The sequence below is a fragment of the Selenihalanaerobacter shriftii genome (assembly GCF_900167185.1).
In the GTDB taxonomy this organism is placed as follows: domain Bacteria; phylum Bacillota; class Halanaerobiia; order Halobacteroidales; family Acetohalobiaceae; genus Selenihalanaerobacter; species Selenihalanaerobacter shriftii.
The window spans coordinates 115,286-131,449 of sequence record NZ_FUWM01000009.1 but is presented as its reverse complement, the minus strand read 5'-3'; the positions used below and the strand labels follow the sequence as shown (position 1 = coordinate 131,449).

At 29.8% G+C, this 16,164-nt stretch carries 15 protein-coding genes and 1 pseudogene; 15 read left to right on the top strand and 1 reads right to left on the bottom strand.

The window, feature by feature from the left end:
* Positions 1-543: IS3 family transposase (locus B5D41_RS06495; RefSeq protein WP_143555671.1), on the top strand; the 543-nt coding region annotated here is incomplete at its 5' end.
* 16 nt (positions 544-559) lie between these two features.
* On the opposite strand, the pseudogene B5D41_RS14375 reads toward B5D41_RS06495, so the two are convergent.
* Positions 560-658: pseudogene (locus tag B5D41_RS14375) on the bottom strand (AbrB/MazE/SpoVT family DNA-binding domain-containing protein); the annotation flags it as partial.
* Between the two features lie 304 nt (positions 659-962).
* On the opposite strand from B5D41_RS14375, the gene B5D41_RS06485 reads away from it, so the two are divergent.
* From B5D41_RS06485 to B5D41_RS06420, 14 genes are all read left to right on the top strand, one after another.
* Complete coding sequence (locus B5D41_RS06485; protein WP_078809812.1) at positions 963-2,150, top strand: methyl-accepting chemotaxis protein; 1,188 nt, start codon at positions 963-965, stop codon at positions 2,148-2,150.
* Between the two features lie 174 nt (positions 2,151-2,324).
* Complete coding sequence (gene miaB, locus B5D41_RS06480; RefSeq protein ID WP_078809811.1) at positions 2,325-3,680, top strand: tRNA (N6-isopentenyl adenosine(37)-C2)-methylthiotransferase MiaB; 1,356 nt, start codon at positions 2,325-2,327, stop codon at positions 3,678-3,680.
* A gap of 77 nt (positions 3,681-3,757) precedes the next feature.
* The gene (locus B5D41_RS06475) at positions 3,758-4,120 is read left to right on the top strand and encodes a YlbF/YmcA family competence regulator (RefSeq protein WP_078809810.1); all 363 of its coding nucleotides are present in this window, start codon (positions 3,758-3,760) and stop codon (positions 4,118-4,120) included.
* Positions 4,121-4,301: 181 nt separating this feature from the next.
* Positions 4,302-6,971 (top strand): DNA mismatch repair protein MutS, encoded by a 2,670-nt coding sequence (mutS, locus tag B5D41_RS06470; protein WP_078809815.1) that lies wholly within the window; start codon positions 4,302-4,304, stop codon positions 6,969-6,971.
* Between the two features lie 24 nt (positions 6,972-6,995).
* Positions 6,996-8,924: a DNA mismatch repair endonuclease MutL gene (gene mutL, locus B5D41_RS06465; protein ID WP_078809809.1), complete on the top strand. Its 1,929-nt coding sequence runs from the start codon at positions 6,996-6,998 to the stop codon at positions 8,922-8,924.
* A 12-nt stretch (positions 8,925-8,936) separates the two neighbouring features.
* Positions 8,937-9,899, top strand: a complete 963-nt coding sequence (gene miaA, locus B5D41_RS06460; protein WP_078809808.1) for a tRNA (adenosine(37)-N6)-dimethylallyltransferase MiaA — start codon at positions 8,937-8,939, stop codon at positions 9,897-9,899.
* A gap of 96 nt (positions 9,900-9,995) precedes the next feature.
* A complete protein-coding gene (locus tag B5D41_RS06455; RefSeq protein WP_078809807.1) occupies positions 9,996-10,949 on the top strand; it encodes an AAA family ATPase in 954 nt (317 codons plus the stop codon).
* A gap of 19 nt (positions 10,950-10,968) precedes the next feature.
* Complete coding sequence (locus tag B5D41_RS06450; RefSeq protein WP_078809806.1) at positions 10,969-11,574, top strand: GTPase domain-containing protein; 606 nt, start codon at positions 10,969-10,971, stop codon at positions 11,572-11,574.
* 81 nt (positions 11,575-11,655) lie between these two features.
* The gene (locus B5D41_RS06445; protein WP_078809805.1) at positions 11,656-12,357 is read left to right on the top strand and encodes a response regulator transcription factor; all 702 of its coding nucleotides are present in this window, start codon (positions 11,656-11,658) and stop codon (positions 12,355-12,357) included.
* Complete coding sequence (locus B5D41_RS06440) at positions 12,350-14,119, top strand: HAMP domain-containing sensor histidine kinase (RefSeq protein WP_078809804.1); 1,770 nt, start codon at positions 12,350-12,352, stop codon at positions 14,117-14,119. Before B5D41_RS06445 ends, B5D41_RS06440 begins: the two co-directional genes overlap by 8 nt.
* Positions 14,120-14,224: 105 nt before the next feature.
* On the top strand, positions 14,225-14,821 hold the full coding sequence (locus B5D41_RS06435) for a UbiA prenyltransferase family protein (protein WP_078809803.1): 597 nt from the start codon (positions 14,225-14,227) through the stop codon (positions 14,819-14,821).
* The gene (locus tag B5D41_RS06430) at positions 14,799-15,023 is read left to right on the top strand and encodes a hypothetical protein (protein WP_078809802.1); all 225 of its coding nucleotides are present in this window, start codon (positions 14,799-14,801) and stop codon (positions 15,021-15,023) included. Before B5D41_RS06435 ends, B5D41_RS06430 begins: the two co-directional genes overlap by 23 nt.
* A 48-nt stretch (positions 15,024-15,071) precedes the next feature.
* Positions 15,072-15,317 (top strand): RNA chaperone Hfq, encoded by a 246-nt coding sequence (gene hfq, locus B5D41_RS06425; RefSeq protein WP_078809801.1) that lies wholly within the window; start codon positions 15,072-15,074, stop codon positions 15,315-15,317.
* Between the two features lie 173 nt (positions 15,318-15,490).
* On the top strand, positions 15,491-16,117 hold the full coding sequence (locus B5D41_RS06420) for a tetratricopeptide repeat protein (protein WP_078809800.1): 627 nt from the start codon (positions 15,491-15,493) through the stop codon (positions 16,115-16,117).
* The last annotated feature ends 47 nt before the right edge of the window (positions 16,118-16,164 follow it).

Genomic DNA, 16,164 nt, shown 5'->3' with positions numbered 1-16,164 from the left:
TGTAATGAAGAAAAAATAAAGAATATTGTTAATAGAGAATTTGACAGAGATCAAACTCTAGATGTTGTAGTCAGTGATTTAACTTATGTAAATGTTAAGGGTAAATGGAATTATATATGTCTGATATTAGATCTATTTAACCGTGAAATCATCGGCTATGCCGCTGGTAAAAATAAGACTGCTTCTCTTGTTACTAAAGCTTTCTCAAGTATTAAGAGACCACTTAATGAAATTAACATTTTACATACTGATAGAGGTAATGAATTTAAGAATAAAGTTATAGATCAGCTATTAAATGTATTTAGTATTAACCGTTCTTTGAGTAAGAAAGGCTGTCCCTATGATAATACTGTTGCAGAAGCTGCTTTTAAAGTAGTTAAAACAGAGTTTGCGTTTAATAAGATCTTTAGTAGTTTTGAGGAATTAGAATATCAGTTATTTGATTATGTAAACTGGTATAATAATCACAGAATACATGGGTCACTAAATTATCTTACCCCTGTAAAATATAGAATGTTAATGTCCGAGAAAAAAGTGTCCTAAAAAGGGTTGACAATCCAGAATCTTTACTTTCAATATCAAGATTTTTTCGTAATTCAGCTGGAAGTACTATTCTTCCTAGATTATCTACTTTTCTAACAATACCTGTTGCCTTCATTGATGTATTTCCTCCTTTTTTACTTGTTCTTCTTATCACATGGTTATTGATTTAATTATATAAAAAAATAGTCATTATGTCAATAAGTAGTCTTAGAGGTATAAATTACACACAAAACCTAATATTATGATACTATTATTTTTGATTATTATATATATTCATTGTATATGTTATGAATGTCCTGGTTTATTCAAGGACATTTGTCACTTATATGTTGTGATTTGAGGAAAAATAAAGGAATTAGTTAGAAAAGCGAATAATATTATATTGTACTTTAAAGTATTAAAATGGGAGGGGTAGTATTATGAATAACAAAATTAACATTAAGCTTAGTATAACTTTAAAACTTGTTCTAATTTGTATTGTTGCTTCTTTAATTACACCAACTGTTATGACATTCTTAAATAACGTATTAAAACTTGGTGAATTAGTTTTTATTCAAGGAGTTATTAATGCAATTGTTTTAGCGATTATTATAGCAATTTTTACACATTTTTTGATAATAAAACGTTTAAAAGTTATTACGAATATTACTCAAAAAATAAGTGAAGGAGATTTTTCAGTAAATAAAATTGATATTGATAGTAAGGATGAATTAGGAACTTTAGCTAATTCTATTAATAAAATTATTGTTGACCTTGGAGATTTACTTAATGAATCTCAAGAAATTGGAAAGAAAAATTCAGATATTGCACACAAGTTAAATCAAATGTCTGAAAAAAATAGTAGCATGAATCAAGAGCAAGCAGCTAACTCTGAAGAATTAAGTGCTACTTTTGAAGAAATAGCATCTATGTCTCAACAGACAGCAGCTAATAGTGAACATTTAATACAATCAACAAATGAAGTTACTGAAGATTCTACATCTGGTTTGGAAATGCTCGAAGATACTACAGATAAAATTGAAAATGCTTCAATAATGATATCTAATTTATATGATAATATTAATGAATTAAATGATACTATTGTACAAGTAACGAAATTTACAGAAGTTATTTCTGATATATCTGAACAAACAAATTTACTAGCTTTAAATGCAGCTATTGAAGCAGCAAGAGCAGGAGAGCATGGTCAAGGATTTGCAGTTGTTGCTGAAGAGATAAGAGAATTAGCTGAAAAAGCTAATAATTCAGCAGAAGAGATTACTAAAACAGTTATGAATACCAAACAACAAAGTCAACAAACATTACAACAAGTAAAAGAAAGTGTCCAAGAAACTAATAGTAGCAAAAAATTAATTATTGATACTCAAGATAGATTTAAAAATATTGTTAACAATGTTAATAAAATATCAGATGATATAGATAATATTTCAGCAGCTATGGAAGAAGTGTCTAGTAGTGTACAACAAGGAACTACTTCTATGCAAGAAATAACTGCCGCTATGCAAGAACAAGCTTATACAGCAGAAGAAACTGCTAATTTAGCTGAAAAGTTAAACGAAATTTCTAATAAACTTAATAAAAGATTCGTTAAAGAAATAGATGTTTAAAACTTTAAGTTAGTTATACTCTATTTCCTGGAAAATAATGTAAAGTTTGCTTTTTAGCTTATACTTATATATAATAATGTAGAGAAAAATTCCCACTAAATGTGGGAATTTATTTTTGAAAATATACTTTTGTGTTATAATAATGTTTAGGACTTTACATAAGGAGTGAGAGTAATGGCTGAAAATAATCAAAATGAAGATAAAAATATTAAAGGTTTCTATCGAACTATCACTTACGGTTGTCAAATGAATGAACATGATTCTGAAAAATTAGCTGGAGTATTACAAAATGAAGGCTATCAACCAACTACTGAATTAGAAAAAGCAGATATAATCGTTCTAAATACTTGTTGTGTTAGAGAAAATGCTGAATTAAAGGTATATGGAAAAGTAGGTTCATTAAAGGAATATAAAAGAGAAAATCCTGATCTCTTAATCGGAATCTGCGGTTGTATGATGCAGCAAGAAGAAGTAGTACAAGAGATTAAAGAAAAGTATTCACATGTAGATATGGTCTTTGGAACTCATAACATTCATGAATTTCCTCGTTTATTAAAGGAAGCTAAGGAAGTTCCTAAGACTTTAATCGATGTTTGGGAGGAAAAAGAAGGATTAATTCCAGATTTACCTTCTAGACGTGAATCAGATCATAAAGCTTGGGTTACAATAATATATGGTTGTAATAATTTTTGTACATATTGTATAGTTCCGTATGTTCGTGGACGAGAGAAGAGTCGTCCAGTTAAAGACATCGTCTCTGAAGTTGAAAAGTTAGTAGAAGAAGGCGTAAAAGAAGTTACATTGTTAGGACAGAATGTAAACTCGTATGGGCATGACTTTGATAAAAATATTGATTTTGCTGATTTATTAAAAGAATTGGATCAAATAAAAGGACTTGCTCGAATTCGATATATGACTTCACATCCGCGTGACTTTACTAATGATTTAATTGACACAATAGCTAATACTGAAAAAGTCTGTCAGCATTTCCATTTACCAATTCAGTCAGGTAGTGATAGAATCTTAAAAGAGATGAATCGTGGATATAGTCAGACTGAATATTTGAACTTAGTTAAAAATATTCGTAAAAAAATGCCAGATGCAGCAATCAGCACAGATATTATTGTAGGATTCCCAGGAGAGACTGAAGAAGACTTTGCAGAAACTTTAAAGGTAGTTAAGGAAGCCAGATTCGATATGGCTTATACTTTTAAATATTCTCAAAGAAGTGGTACTCCAGCAGCTGAGATGAAAGAACAGATTACTGAAGAAGTTAAAAAAGCAAGACTTCAGAGATTAATGGATTTACAAAGTACAATTAGTGATGAAAAGAATCAATCACTTGTAGGGAAAACAGTTGAGGTTTTTGGTGAAGGTGAAAGTAAAAAAGATGAAGATAAACAGATGGGAAGGACGCGAACAAACAAGATAGTTATCTTTAATTCAGACTCTGGTTTGACAGGAGAGTTAATAAGTGTTAAGATAAATAAGGCAACAAGTTGGACATTATTTGGTGATTTGGTTAAATAATCTCCAAATATCAAAGGGTATTAATCTTTTTTCAAGAAAGGTTAATATGTAATAAAACTTAGAGGAGGACTAAAATTATGTCTATTATTGAAAAAGCAGAAACATTGGGAGAGGCAATTGTAGAGTCATCTGAATATGGTGAATTTAAGAAAGCTGAGGAAGCAATGTATGCAGACGATGATGCTAAAGCATTATTAGATGAATATCAAGCTAAGCAAAAACAGTTACAGATGGCACAAATGAATGGTCAACAGGTTTCTCAAGACCAGCAACAGGAATTACAAGGAATTCAAGCTAAGCTACAGGAAAATGATAGCTTTAAAGAATTCATGAGCGCACAAAAGCAATTCGGTCAAGTAATGGAGAGTGTAAACAAAGTATTATCTTCTCATATTGAAGGAGAAGATGCAGCAGAAGAATGTAATAGCGGTTGTTGCTAATTAAGCAATAAAATAATTACTTAGCTAAAGACCACAGGATTTAAATCCTGTGGTCTTTTTTAATTCTATTATATTTTATTTTTAAGTGTAGCTATGATATAATATTATGTTGAGAATAACATTATGATTTATATAAAATAATAATTCGGAGGTGCCAAATTTGGCTAAAAAATTGACTCCAATGATGCAGCAGTATTTTTCAATAAAAAATAAATATGAAGATGCAATTCTTTTATTTAGATTAGGTGATTTCTATGAAATGTTTGCTGATGATGCTAAATTAGCAGCTAAAGAGTTAGAATTAACATTAACCTCTCGTAACAAAGGTAAAGGTAAAAAGACACCAATGGCAGGAATTCCATACCATTCTACTGAATCATACATAGCTACTTTAATTGAAAAAGGATATAGGGTTGCTATTTGTGAACAAGTAGAAGATCCAAGTGAAGCCAGTGGATTAGTTAAACGAGAAGTAGTACGAGTAATTACTCCAGGGACAGTGATTGATAATGAATTTTTAGACGATAAGTCTAATAATTATTTAGCAACTGTTACAGCTGGTAAGAATGTCTTTGGTTTTGCAATTGTTGATATTTCAACAGGTGAATTTACTGTTACTGAGTTATCAGGTAAAAGGGCAGCAGCTAATTTAATTGATGAATTAGCTCGGATTAATCCAGCTGAATGTCTAATAGATCCACAAATTTACCAAGAATCAGAAATAGTTACTTATATTAAACAACAAATTGATCCTATTTTAAATGATATAGATGAGCGATTTAATTATAGACAAGCTTATGACCTCTTGACTGATCATTTTAATGTGAGTTCTTTAGAAGGATTTGGTTGTGAAGGTTTAGACCTTGCTATTGAAGCTGCTGGAGCAACATTAGATTTCTTAATTGAGACTCAAAAAAGAACTTTAAATCATCTAAATCAGTTAAGTACTTATTCAACTCAGGACTATATGGTGCTTGATGCTAATACTAGACGAAATTTAGAATTAACTAAAACAATTAGGGACCAGGATTATAAAGGTAGCTTACTTTGGGTTTTAGATCAAACAGTAACTGCTATGGGGGGGCGCAAATTAAGAAAATGGATTGAACAACCCCTACTTAAACCAGAAGAAATTAATGGTAGATTAGATGCTGTTAATGAAATTAAGGATAATATATTTCTTAAAGAAGAGTTAAAAGAATTATTAGACCAAGTCTATGATATTGAACGCTTAATAGGTAAAGTTACTTATGGTTCAGCTAATGCTAGAGATTTAATAGCACTTAAAAGTTCTATAAATGTTTTACCTAAAGTTGAAGAATTATTAAATAATTTTTCTGTACCTAAATTACAAGATTTAAAAGGGAAGCTAGATATTTTAGAAGATGTTCATTCTCTAATTGAGCAATCTATTCAAGAGGAACCGCCAGTAACTGTTAGAGAAGGCGGTTTAATTAAGATGGGTTATGATGAAGAATTAGATGAATTTAAAAAAGCAATGACTGAAGGTAAAGACTGGATTACTAATTTAGAACAGCAAGAAAAAGAAAGAACTGGAATAAAATCATTAAAAGTAGGTTTTAATAAGGTTCACGGTTATTATATAGAAGTGACTAAAGCTAATATTGATTTAGTACCTGATAATTATGAAAGGAAGCAGACTCTTTCTAATAGTGAAAGATATATTACACCGGAGTTAAAAGAAAAAGAAGCAAAGATTTTAGGAGCAGAAGAAAAGAGTGTTGAATTAGAATATCAATTATTCACAGGAATTCGGGATAAAGTAGGTAATGAAACCAAAAGAATTCAAAAAGTGGCCGATATTTTAGCTCGATTGGACGTTATAGTTTCACTAGCAGAAGTAGCTCTTAATAATGATTATTCTCGTCCAGCAGTGAATGCCAGTGATGTTATTGAAATTGAAGCTGGACGACATCCAGTAGTAGAAGAGATGTTAGAAGAAGAGAATTTTGTTCCAAATGATACTTATGCAGATTGTGACCAAGATAGATTTTTAATTGTTACTGGCCCTAATATGTCCGGTAAATCTACTTATATGCGACAAGTTGCTTTAATAACTCTAATGGCTCAAATCGGTAGTTTTTTTCCAGCTAAAAATGCAGAGATTGGCATAGTTGATCGTATCTTTACTCGAGTAGGTGCTTCCGATGATTTAACTACTGGACAGAGTACTTTTATGGTGGAAATGAATGAAGTAGCTAATATTCTTAATAATGCTACCAAAAATAGTTTGATTATTTTAGATGAAGTAGGTCGAGGAACTAGTACCTATGATGGATTAAGTATTGCTTGGGCAGTAACAGAATACATTAGTAATCCAAATAATATCGGTGCTAAGTCACTCTTTGCTACCCATTACCACGAATTAACCGAATTAGAATCAAAATTAGCCGGAGTTAAAAATTATAATGTAGCAGTTAAAGAAGAAGGTGACGATATCGCCTTTTTACGGAAGATCATTCCTGGTAGAGCTAATGATAGCTATGGAATTGAAGTGGCCAAACTTGCTGGAGTACCAAACCCAGTAATTAAGAGAGCTAATCAGATATTAGATAAGTTAGAGTCAGAATCAGATAACTATCAACGCGTAAATGAAGATGAACCAGTTGAAAGAATTAAAGAGTCTAAAAATGAAGAAATAGTTAAAGATAATAAGCAAAAAAAGGATAATTTAACACAATTAGCACTCTTTAATCCACAGAATGCTGAGTTTTTAAAAGAATTAAGTGATTTAGATATTATGTCTATGACTCCTTTAGAAGCTATGAATAAATTACATCAATTACAACAAGAAGCTAAAGAAGAGTTAAATAAAGATGAGCTTGCTTAAAAAGAGCCGAGGGGTGAAAACTAAATGGCTAATCAAATTAAATTATTATCAGAGGAAGTTATCAATAAAATAGCAGCAGGTGAAGTAATTAACCGGCCATCTGCTGTGGTTAAAGAATTAGTTGAAAATTCAATTGATGCTGAAAGTGATAAGATTGAAATTAGAGTTAAGAACGGCGGAAAAGATTTAATTCAAATTATTGATAATGGACAAGGAATGAGTAAAGAAGATGCTAAATTAGCTTTACAACGACATGCCACTAGTAAAATAAAAGAAGCTAATGATCTTTTTTCTATCAGAAGTTTAGGATTTAGAGGCGAAGCTTTACCTAGTATCGCTGCTATTTCTAGAATGGAAATTAAAACTAGAACTGAAGATAAATTAGGTGGTACTTTACTTAAAATAGTAGGCGGAAAATTACAAAAGGCTAAAGATGTAGGTTGTCCAGTTGGAACCAATATTGTTGTTAGAGATTTATTCTTTAATACTCCTGTTAGATATAAATATTTAAAGACCACCTCTACAGAGATGAGTAAAATAAGCGATATTATTAATCGATTAGCTTTAGCTTATCCTGAGATCTCTTTTAAGTTAAGTCACAACCAAAGAAAGTTATTAGAATCTCCTGGAAACGGAAATAGATTAGATGGAATTTTAAGTATTTATAGTAAAGAAGTAGCTAAGAATATGATTAAAGTGGAGCATGAAGATAAATATATGAAAGTAAACGGTTATGTAGCTAAGCCAAATATCAACCGTGCTTCTCGTAAACATCAATCTTTCTTTATTAACCGTCGTTATATTAAGAGTAGAATCTTAAGTGAGGCAGTAAGTGAAGCTTATCATACTTTATTAGGTAAGAATAGATATCCGATTGTCATCTTAACAATTAAATTAAATCCTATATTAGTAGATGTTAATGTACACCCAACTAAAATGGAAGTTAATTTCAGTAGAGAAAAAGAAATATTCACAGTAGTTAGAGATGGAGTAAAGAAAGCTTTAGATAAAAGTGATCTATCTCCTGAAGTAAAACTAACGACTCAACGTAAATTTACAAGTGCTAATCAAAGTAAGAATAAAGACTCAGAATCTATTGAGCAGCCAGAATTAGAATTAACAGAAAGATTATCCAGTAAAAACAAAAAGAAAAATACAAACCAAGATAAAAAAGAAAATAAAGCTGAACAGAATCAAAATATTAATCAAAAAAAACATGATAAAGTTTCAAATATTAATAATAAATCGCATTCTAAAATTAATAATGATAAAGATGATAAAGAAGAAATTGATTCTAAAAAAATAAAAAAAGAATATAAAGATTCTAATTCTCATATAAAAGAATTAGAATCTGATTATGAATCAAATAAGACTTTAACTACTCTTTTTCCTTTAGGACAAATTGATAATACTTATATTGTAGCCCAAGGCAAAGATGGTTGTTATATTATTGATCAACATGCTGCTCACGAGAGAATATTATATAATCAGCTTTTTAATAAATTTGAGTCAACTAAAATTCAATCACAACCATTATTAATTCCTATTAAGTTAGAATTAACTAGACCAGAAGTTGAGATAATAAAGGAGAATATAGATCATCTAGAAAATTTAGGATTTGAAATTGAACCTTTTGGAGGAAAGACTTATTTAATTAGAGCGGTTCCGCAACTTTTACATAAGTTAGATACTAAAGAAGTCTGTCTAGATATCGTAGATAACTTATTAGATAAAGATAAAATCCAAAAACCTACTAAGCTGATAGAAGATTTGATCATTTTCATTTCTTGTCGTAGTGCTATTAAGAGTGGTGATAAACTTGTATCTGGAGAAATGGAGAGATTATTACAAGACTTAGAGCAATCAGATAATAAATATACTTGCCCACATGGAAGACCAACTATTATTCATCTTTCTCAATCAGAATTAGCTAAAAAATTCGAACGGAATTAAGGAGGCGTAAGAATGAATGAACCATTAGTAGCAATTATTGGGCCTACTGCTGTAGGAAAAACAGAATTATCTTTAGAATTGGCTAAAAGATTGAATACAGAAATTATATCTGGAGATTCAATGCAAGTCTATAAAGAAATGGATATTGGTACAGCTAAACCAACTCCTGAAGAACGTCAAGGTATTCCGCATCATATGATTGATATTCTTTCTCCAGATGAAGATTTTAGTGTAGCTGAATTTCAAGAAAGAGTAGATAAAATAATTCCGGAAATAATTGAGCGAGATAAGCTTCCTATGTTAGTTGGAGGTACTGGCTTATATATTAAGGCTTTAATTCAAGGTTTTATTTTCCCTGATATGGAATCTGACTGGGACTTAAGAGAAAGATTAGAAGCAGATGCTAATGAACATGGTACTGAGTATGTACATGATAAACTTAAAGAGATTGATTCAATTTTAGCAGATAAATTACACCCAAATGACTTACGAAGAGTAATTAGAGGGATTGAAGTCTATAAACAAACTGGGCAGACCAGTACCTATTTTAAAAAGAAAGCTAAAGAGCGTCCTCCTCGATATAGAGCTGTTAAGATTGGTCTTAGAAGAGATAGAGAAGAATTATATGACCGAATTAATCGCCGAGTAGACTTAATGGTTGAACAGGGACTAGTTGAGGAAGTTAAAAAGCTGTATAATGCTGGTTATGATGAAAGTTTAACTGCTATGCAAGGTTTAGGTTATAAAGAAATAATCGGTTACTTAGAAGGAGAATATGACTTAAATGAAGCTATTAGATTAATAAAAAGAGATACAAGACATTTTGCTAAGCGGCAATTGACCTGGTTTAGAAAAGATGAAGAGATTAATTGGTTTGATGTAGATAGACTTGAATTTTCAGAGGTAATTAAACGAGCAGAACAACTAATTAAAAATAAATTAACAGCTGGAGATTTGAAACTGACAGAAGGGTAATTTAAACCCTTCTTCTTTTTTCACACTTTCTTATTAAATGGCATATAATAATTAAAGCTACTACTCTTTATAATTAAGGAAGGAGTGAGTAGTAAGATGACAAAGAAGGAAATTATTAATCAGCTTGAAGCTGGTAAAGTTTCTATTACTAAAGCTTTCCGTCTTTTGAATAATCAGCATGTTAATCATAATAATTTAGCTTTAAAATCAGAAATTGATAGTCAAACTAAGACTCAAAAACAAATTGAAGATATTAAAGCAGAATTAGATGCATTAGTTGGATTAAATAAGATTAAAACTTTGGTTAATGAATTAGAAGCCTTCGTTAAAATACAGCAGAAACGAAAAAACTTAAATTTAGCTACTGAACCTTTAGTGATGCATATGATCTTTAAAGGTAATCCTGGTACTGGTAAAACTACAGTAGCTCGTATTTTTGGTCGTTTATTTAAAGAGTTAGGTCTGCTTACTAAAGGTCATCTTAATGAGGTAGAAAGAGCTGACTTAGTAGGAGAGTACATAGGTCATACTGCTAAAAAAACAAAAAAAGCAATAGATGAAGCATTAGGAGGAATTCTTTTTATTGATGAAGCATATTCATTAGCAAGAGGAGGAGTTAGAGACTTTGGTAAAGAATCTATTGATGCTTTAGTAAAAGGCATGGAAGATAACAGAGATAACTTAGTAATAATTTTAGCCGGTTATCCGCAGGAAATGGAATCATTTTTACAAACTAATCCTGGATTAAATTCTAGATTTCCAATTAAAGTTGATTTTGATGATTATACCCTAGAAGAATTGATTGAGATTGCTGAATTGATGTTAAAAAAACGAGAATATAAATTATGTAAATCTGCTAAACATAAATTATTCCGGATATTATCTAAAGCTAGAAATGAAGTAGGATCTGAAAAAGGAAATGCTCGTACAGTTAGAAATATTATTGAAAGAGCTATTCGCATTCAAGCTACCCGCCTAATAGATAATGAAAAAATCTTACGAGAAGATTTAATGACTATCCAATCAGAAGATTTAAAGAAATCATTTTAAAGAAAAGAAGGGAGCGGTTATGACTAAATCTCTCGTTTTAGGTAAAACGAATGTAGGTAAAACCTGTTTTACAATTAATTTTGCTGATTATTTAGGTGTAAAGGAATTAGAATTTACTATTCGCCAACCTGCTGGCTTTTTATCTACTCAAACTTATCAAGTGGAAAGTGCCTTAAATGAATTAGTTTTTCCTGATGAACATACAACTAAAGAGATTCACAAGGTCAAACTTAAGTTGCCTGCTGGAAAAGGTTATAAAAGATTAGATCTAATTGATACTTGTGGTTTGATTGAAGGCATTCATCCTAATAAAAAAGTCAGGCGTGCTATGGCTCAAACCCTATCACGGATTCAAGATGCAGATATTATCCTACATCTAATTGATTTATCTAAATTAAAAGATAATAACTTAAAAAAAATCTCTAAATTAGACTTAGAAATCTATAATTATTGCCATAGGAATAAGTGTTACGCTATCTTAGCTAATAAAATTGATCTCAAAATAGCTAAAGATAATTTGAATTTTTTAAAAAAAGAGTTAGATTCTGCAGTAATTCTTCCTATATCTGCTCTTTATCAATTGGAATTTAAAGAAGTTAAAAAATTTTTACTTAAAAATGTTTAATTATCTTTGACATATAAATTGCAAATAAACTATAATAGTAATATAAAGTTACGTATCTAAGAATAGAGGTGAATATATATTATGAATAGTGAAGTTAAAATCTTAGTTGTTGACGATGACCAAAATATACGCAAATTAATTAATCTATATCTTAACCAAGAAGGATATCAAATAATTACTGGTAAAGATGGTGTAGAAGCTATTGATTTAGTAGAGTCAGAGGACCCGGATTTAATAATTTTAGATATTATGCTACCTAAATTAAATGGCTGGGAAGTATGTAAGAAATTAAGAGAACGCTCAGATGTACCTGTAATTATGTTAACAGCTAAAGGAGAAAAGTATGACAAGATTAAAGGACTTGATCTTGGAGCCGATGATTATGTGACTAAACCATTTGACCCTGATGAATTAGTAGCTAGAATTAGAGCTAGATTACGTAGAACTGAAAATGCTGACTTACAGAAGGTATTGAAATTTTCTAATCTAGAAATTAATAAATCACTTCATAAAGTGATAGTAAAAAATCAAGAACTTAGTCTACCACCAAAAGAATTTGATTTACTATGGTATTTAGCTACTAACAAAGGACAAGTCTTTAAACGGGAACAATTATTAAATCAAGTATGGGGTTACAATTTCATTGGTGATATTCGTACTGTAGACACTCATGTTAAACGATTAAGAAGTAAGATTGATCATCAAGTGGAAGGTATAGATTACTTACAGACAATCTGGGGCGTAGGATATAAATTTGAGGTTGTGGAAGAATCTAATGTTTAAAGGAATATTCGGTAAGTTAATGGCTCGTTTTGTAGCGGTTATTTTAGTAACATTAATTGTATTAGGAATTTTCTTAACTTATACTTTTGAAGATTATTATTTTAAGAATAAAGAAAAAGAGTTTATAACCCAAGGTAATAAAGTCGCTGATTTAGTAGAACAATCACTATGTAATGGGAATTATGAACAAACCGTAGCTTACTTAAGAAGAGCTAGCGTATTCTTAGAAGGGCGAGTCTGGATTACTGATTCTAAAGGATTGATTTTAGCAGCATCTAATCATAGTCAAAATTGGAAAGGAGTTAAGTTAAAAAAAGAAGAAGTAAAGAAGGTTCTTAATGGGAAAACATTAATTAGAAAAGGTATGTCTAAGATGTTTAACCAACCTGTTCTTTCAGTAGCAGTACCAGTGGTTGTAAATAACAAAGTAGTAGGTGCTGTCTTTGTATACTCCCCTCTTTCAGGTGTGTCAGGTATTATAGGGAAGTTACAAGAGTTATTATTTTTTGCTACTTTAATGGCTATTGTGTTAGCTGTTATATTAAGCTTTACTTTTTCTAAATCTCTTTTAACTTCTCTTAATCGTGTTAATCGAGCAGCTTTAAAATTAGCTGAAGGTAAATTTAATACTAGAGTGGAGACTAATACTAATGATGAAATAGAACAACTTGGTAGAACTTTTAATTACTTAGCCGGTGAATTAGAAGATACTATGGCTAAATTAAACCAAGAAAAGAATAAATTGGAATCTATTTTAGTTAGTATGAATGAAGGGGTTGTGGCAATTAATCAAGAACAAGAGATAATTCTAACTAATCCTCAAGCTACAAAGTTATTAGATCTATCTGAAGATAAATTTGATAAAAAACTGGAAGGAATAATTCAAGATAAAGAATTATTAAATATATTTAATAATTCTTTAGAAAATGAAGAGGTAACAATTAGTGAATTCACTTTAGATCATTTGCAACAGCCGATTAGAATCTTAGTTCATGTATCTCCTATCTTTGCTAATAATCAATTATTAGGAGTAGTAGGAGTAATGCAAGATATTAGTGATCGTTGGGAGTTAGAACAGTTGCAAAAAGAGTTTGTAGCCAATGTTTCTCATGAACTAAAGACTCCATTAACTTCAATTCAAGGATTTGTAAAGGCTATTAGAGATAAGGTCGTTGTAGATGAGAAAGATCAAGAAGAATATTTAAATATTATTTTAAGTGAAGTCAAACGTTTGACCCGACTGGTTAATGACCTTTTAGATTTATCACAGATTGAAAGCGGACAGATTACTATGAATATAAGTGAATATGATTTAGGTAAAACTATAGAGCAAACAATTTTAAATTTACAACCACAAATAGATAAAAAAGAATTAAATATTATTACTAACATCCCTGATATTGATCTTAATCTGTTGATGGATAGAGACAGAATTGGTCAAGTATTATTGAATTTATTAAATAACGCAATTACCTTTACTCCTAAAGAAGGAAAGATCAAGGTTAAAGTTAAGGAGATTGGTACTAAAGTAAAGGTAAGCATAGAAGATAATGGACCTGGAATTCCAGAAGAAGAGCTTAAATATATATGGAATAGATTTCATAAGGTTGATAAAGCTAGAACCCGCACTAGTAATGGAACCGGATTAGGTCTTTCTATTGTTAAAGAGATAATAGAGCAACATCAAGGTCAAATAACTGTAGAGAGTGAATTAGATAAGGGAACAAAGTTTAGTTTTATATTACCTAGAGAATTAAATTAATAAAAAACTTTTCAATGAAAGACCATCTATTAATCAGGTGGTCTTTTTCATATTCCTTTAATAAATTAATATAATAGAGTATAACTTAAATTAGAAGGTGAAAATTTGCAAGAAGTAATTATTATTTTAACAAAAGACTTAATAAGTATTTTGTTAACGGGCTTTACCATTAAATTAATGGATGACTATCTAGACCAAGAGATAGATAAATTAATAGGTAAAAAAACTTTAGCTGGTAGATTAAATAAAGCTGTTATACCTTATGCTTTATTGTTATTTTCATTTGCAGTAGCTTTAAATTCTTCATGGGCCATTTCTCTTTTTTGGGCAAGTTATATTTTAGGTATGGGATATGACTTAAAAAATTCTTTACCTACTAAATTAGAATCATACCAAGAAAGTCTATTCCTATTGATAATAAGTCTTTTATTTGTACAATTCAATCAAATGGTTTCATCATTATTGGTTATCTTTAATATTCAATTAATTGATGATCTTATAGATTATAACAATGATATGCAAGCTCAACGTAATAATTTTATTCATATTTTGGGAAGACGTCAAGTGATTTTATTAATTATAATAATCTCATCCACATCTGCTTACTTAGCACTTAAAAAGACTCTATTGGTTTTACTTGTTGCTCCCGTAATTACCTTTTTATTAGAAGATGAAGGTGGTGAATATTATAAAGATCGGTAATATTTTGGTTATCAGTATACTATTATCGTTGGGGGTTGGATATATTGCAGGATATTATTTTGGAAGAAAAGACGGTTTTAAAGAAGGGTTAGTGATCGCACCTATATTATTGAGAGAAGAATCGCTTAAAGAAGGAAAATGTATTTTATGTAGAAATGATAAAAATGACGGACCTTTGCAGGGAAAAGATAAAGAAGTGTAGAAATAGAACTAATAGGAAGAATATATAAATAAAGGAGGCGTCATTAACATGAAATCCCAAATTAATCTTCAAGATAGCTTCTTAAATCAGCTCCGTCGCGAAGGGATTACAGCAACAATCTACTTAGTTAACGGCTTTCAACTCACTGGAAAAGTAACAGGTTTTGATAATTTTACAGTTATTCTAGATTCCGATGGACAACAACAGATGATTTATAAACATGCTATCTCTACAATCACTCCTCAAAAAACTATTGAAAACTTATTTAAATCTAATTGTGAAGATGAGAACTAAAGTAAGCGGTTGGTAGTGAAAATACTGCCAACCGTTTTTTATGATATTTAACTTATTTATTTCATCATATATTGTAGATTAAAGCAGGAATTTGGATTATTAAATAGAAAGTATTAATAGATGAATATTGTATTGTAATATATAAATATATTGATTATAAGGTGGTGTCATAAGTGAAAAAGATTTATAAAGTAGTAATAATTTTTATAGTTTTTTCTCTATTATTATTTAATAATCAAGTAATAGCTAAAAGCAAATACCAAGCACAATGGCAAGAATCAATTAAAGCTAATAAGAAAATATTAAATCAAAAAGTTAAACAAAATGATATAAAAAAACATTTTAAATTAGGAGTAGCATATGCCAATTTAGGAAAAATAGATTTAGCTAAAAAAGAGTTTGACATCTTAAATGAATTAGAGAATGAACAAAAAACTGAACAAATTATTGAAGAATATAAAATTAAATCAAAAAAAGATCCTAATAATCTCTTTTATTTAAATTACTTAGGATTTGCTTATTATGCTAATGATGATTATCAATTATCTTTAGATATATTTAAAAAGATAGTTAAAAAAGATCCTAAAAATATTTGGTCTTATAATTATTTGGGAACTATTTATGGTAAGTTAGAAAATTATGATGAAGCAGAGAAGGTTTTAAAGAAATCCATGGAGATAGAATCAGATAAATATACTCATTTCTTATTAGGGGCTGTTTATTATAAAAGCGGCCATATATTTAAGGCATTATATCATATGGGGCATTCAGGAAATGTAGGTACTAAGTTTATGGATTAATAATAAATAATTATGGAAACAGGATAAAATAATCGGATATAGAGGGG

Coding starts and splice junctions, on each gene's coding strand:
- B5D41_RS06485 (WP_078809812.1), top strand. CDS start 963: ATGAATAACAAAATTAACATTAAGCTTAGTATAACTTTAAAACTTGTT.
- miaB (WP_078809811.1), top strand. CDS start 2,325: ATGGCTGAAAATAATCAAAATGAAGATAAAAATATTAAAGGTTTCTAT.
- B5D41_RS06475 (WP_078809810.1), top strand. CDS start 3,758: ATGTCTATTATTGAAAAAGCAGAAACATTGGGAGAGGCAATTGTAGAG.
- mutS (WP_078809815.1), top strand. CDS start 4,302: ATGATGCAGCAGTATTTTTCAATAAAAAATAAATATGAAGATGCAATT.
- mutL (WP_078809809.1), top strand. CDS start 6,996: ATGGCTAATCAAATTAAATTATTATCAGAGGAAGTTATCAATAAAATA.
- miaA (WP_078809808.1), top strand. CDS start 8,937: ATGAATGAACCATTAGTAGCAATTATTGGGCCTACTGCTGTAGGAAAA.
- B5D41_RS06455 (WP_078809807.1), top strand. CDS start 9,996: ATGACAAAGAAGGAAATTATTAATCAGCTTGAAGCTGGTAAAGTTTCT.
- B5D41_RS06450 (WP_078809806.1), top strand. CDS start 10,969: ATGACTAAATCTCTCGTTTTAGGTAAAACGAATGTAGGTAAAACCTGT.
- B5D41_RS06445 (WP_078809805.1), top strand. CDS start 11,656: ATGAATAGTGAAGTTAAAATCTTAGTTGTTGACGATGACCAAAATATA.
- B5D41_RS06440 (WP_078809804.1), top strand. CDS start 12,350: ATGTTTAAAGGAATATTCGGTAAGTTAATGGCTCGTTTTGTAGCGGTT.
- hfq (WP_078809801.1), top strand. CDS start 15,072: ATGAAATCCCAAATTAATCTTCAAGATAGCTTCTTAAATCAGCTCCGT.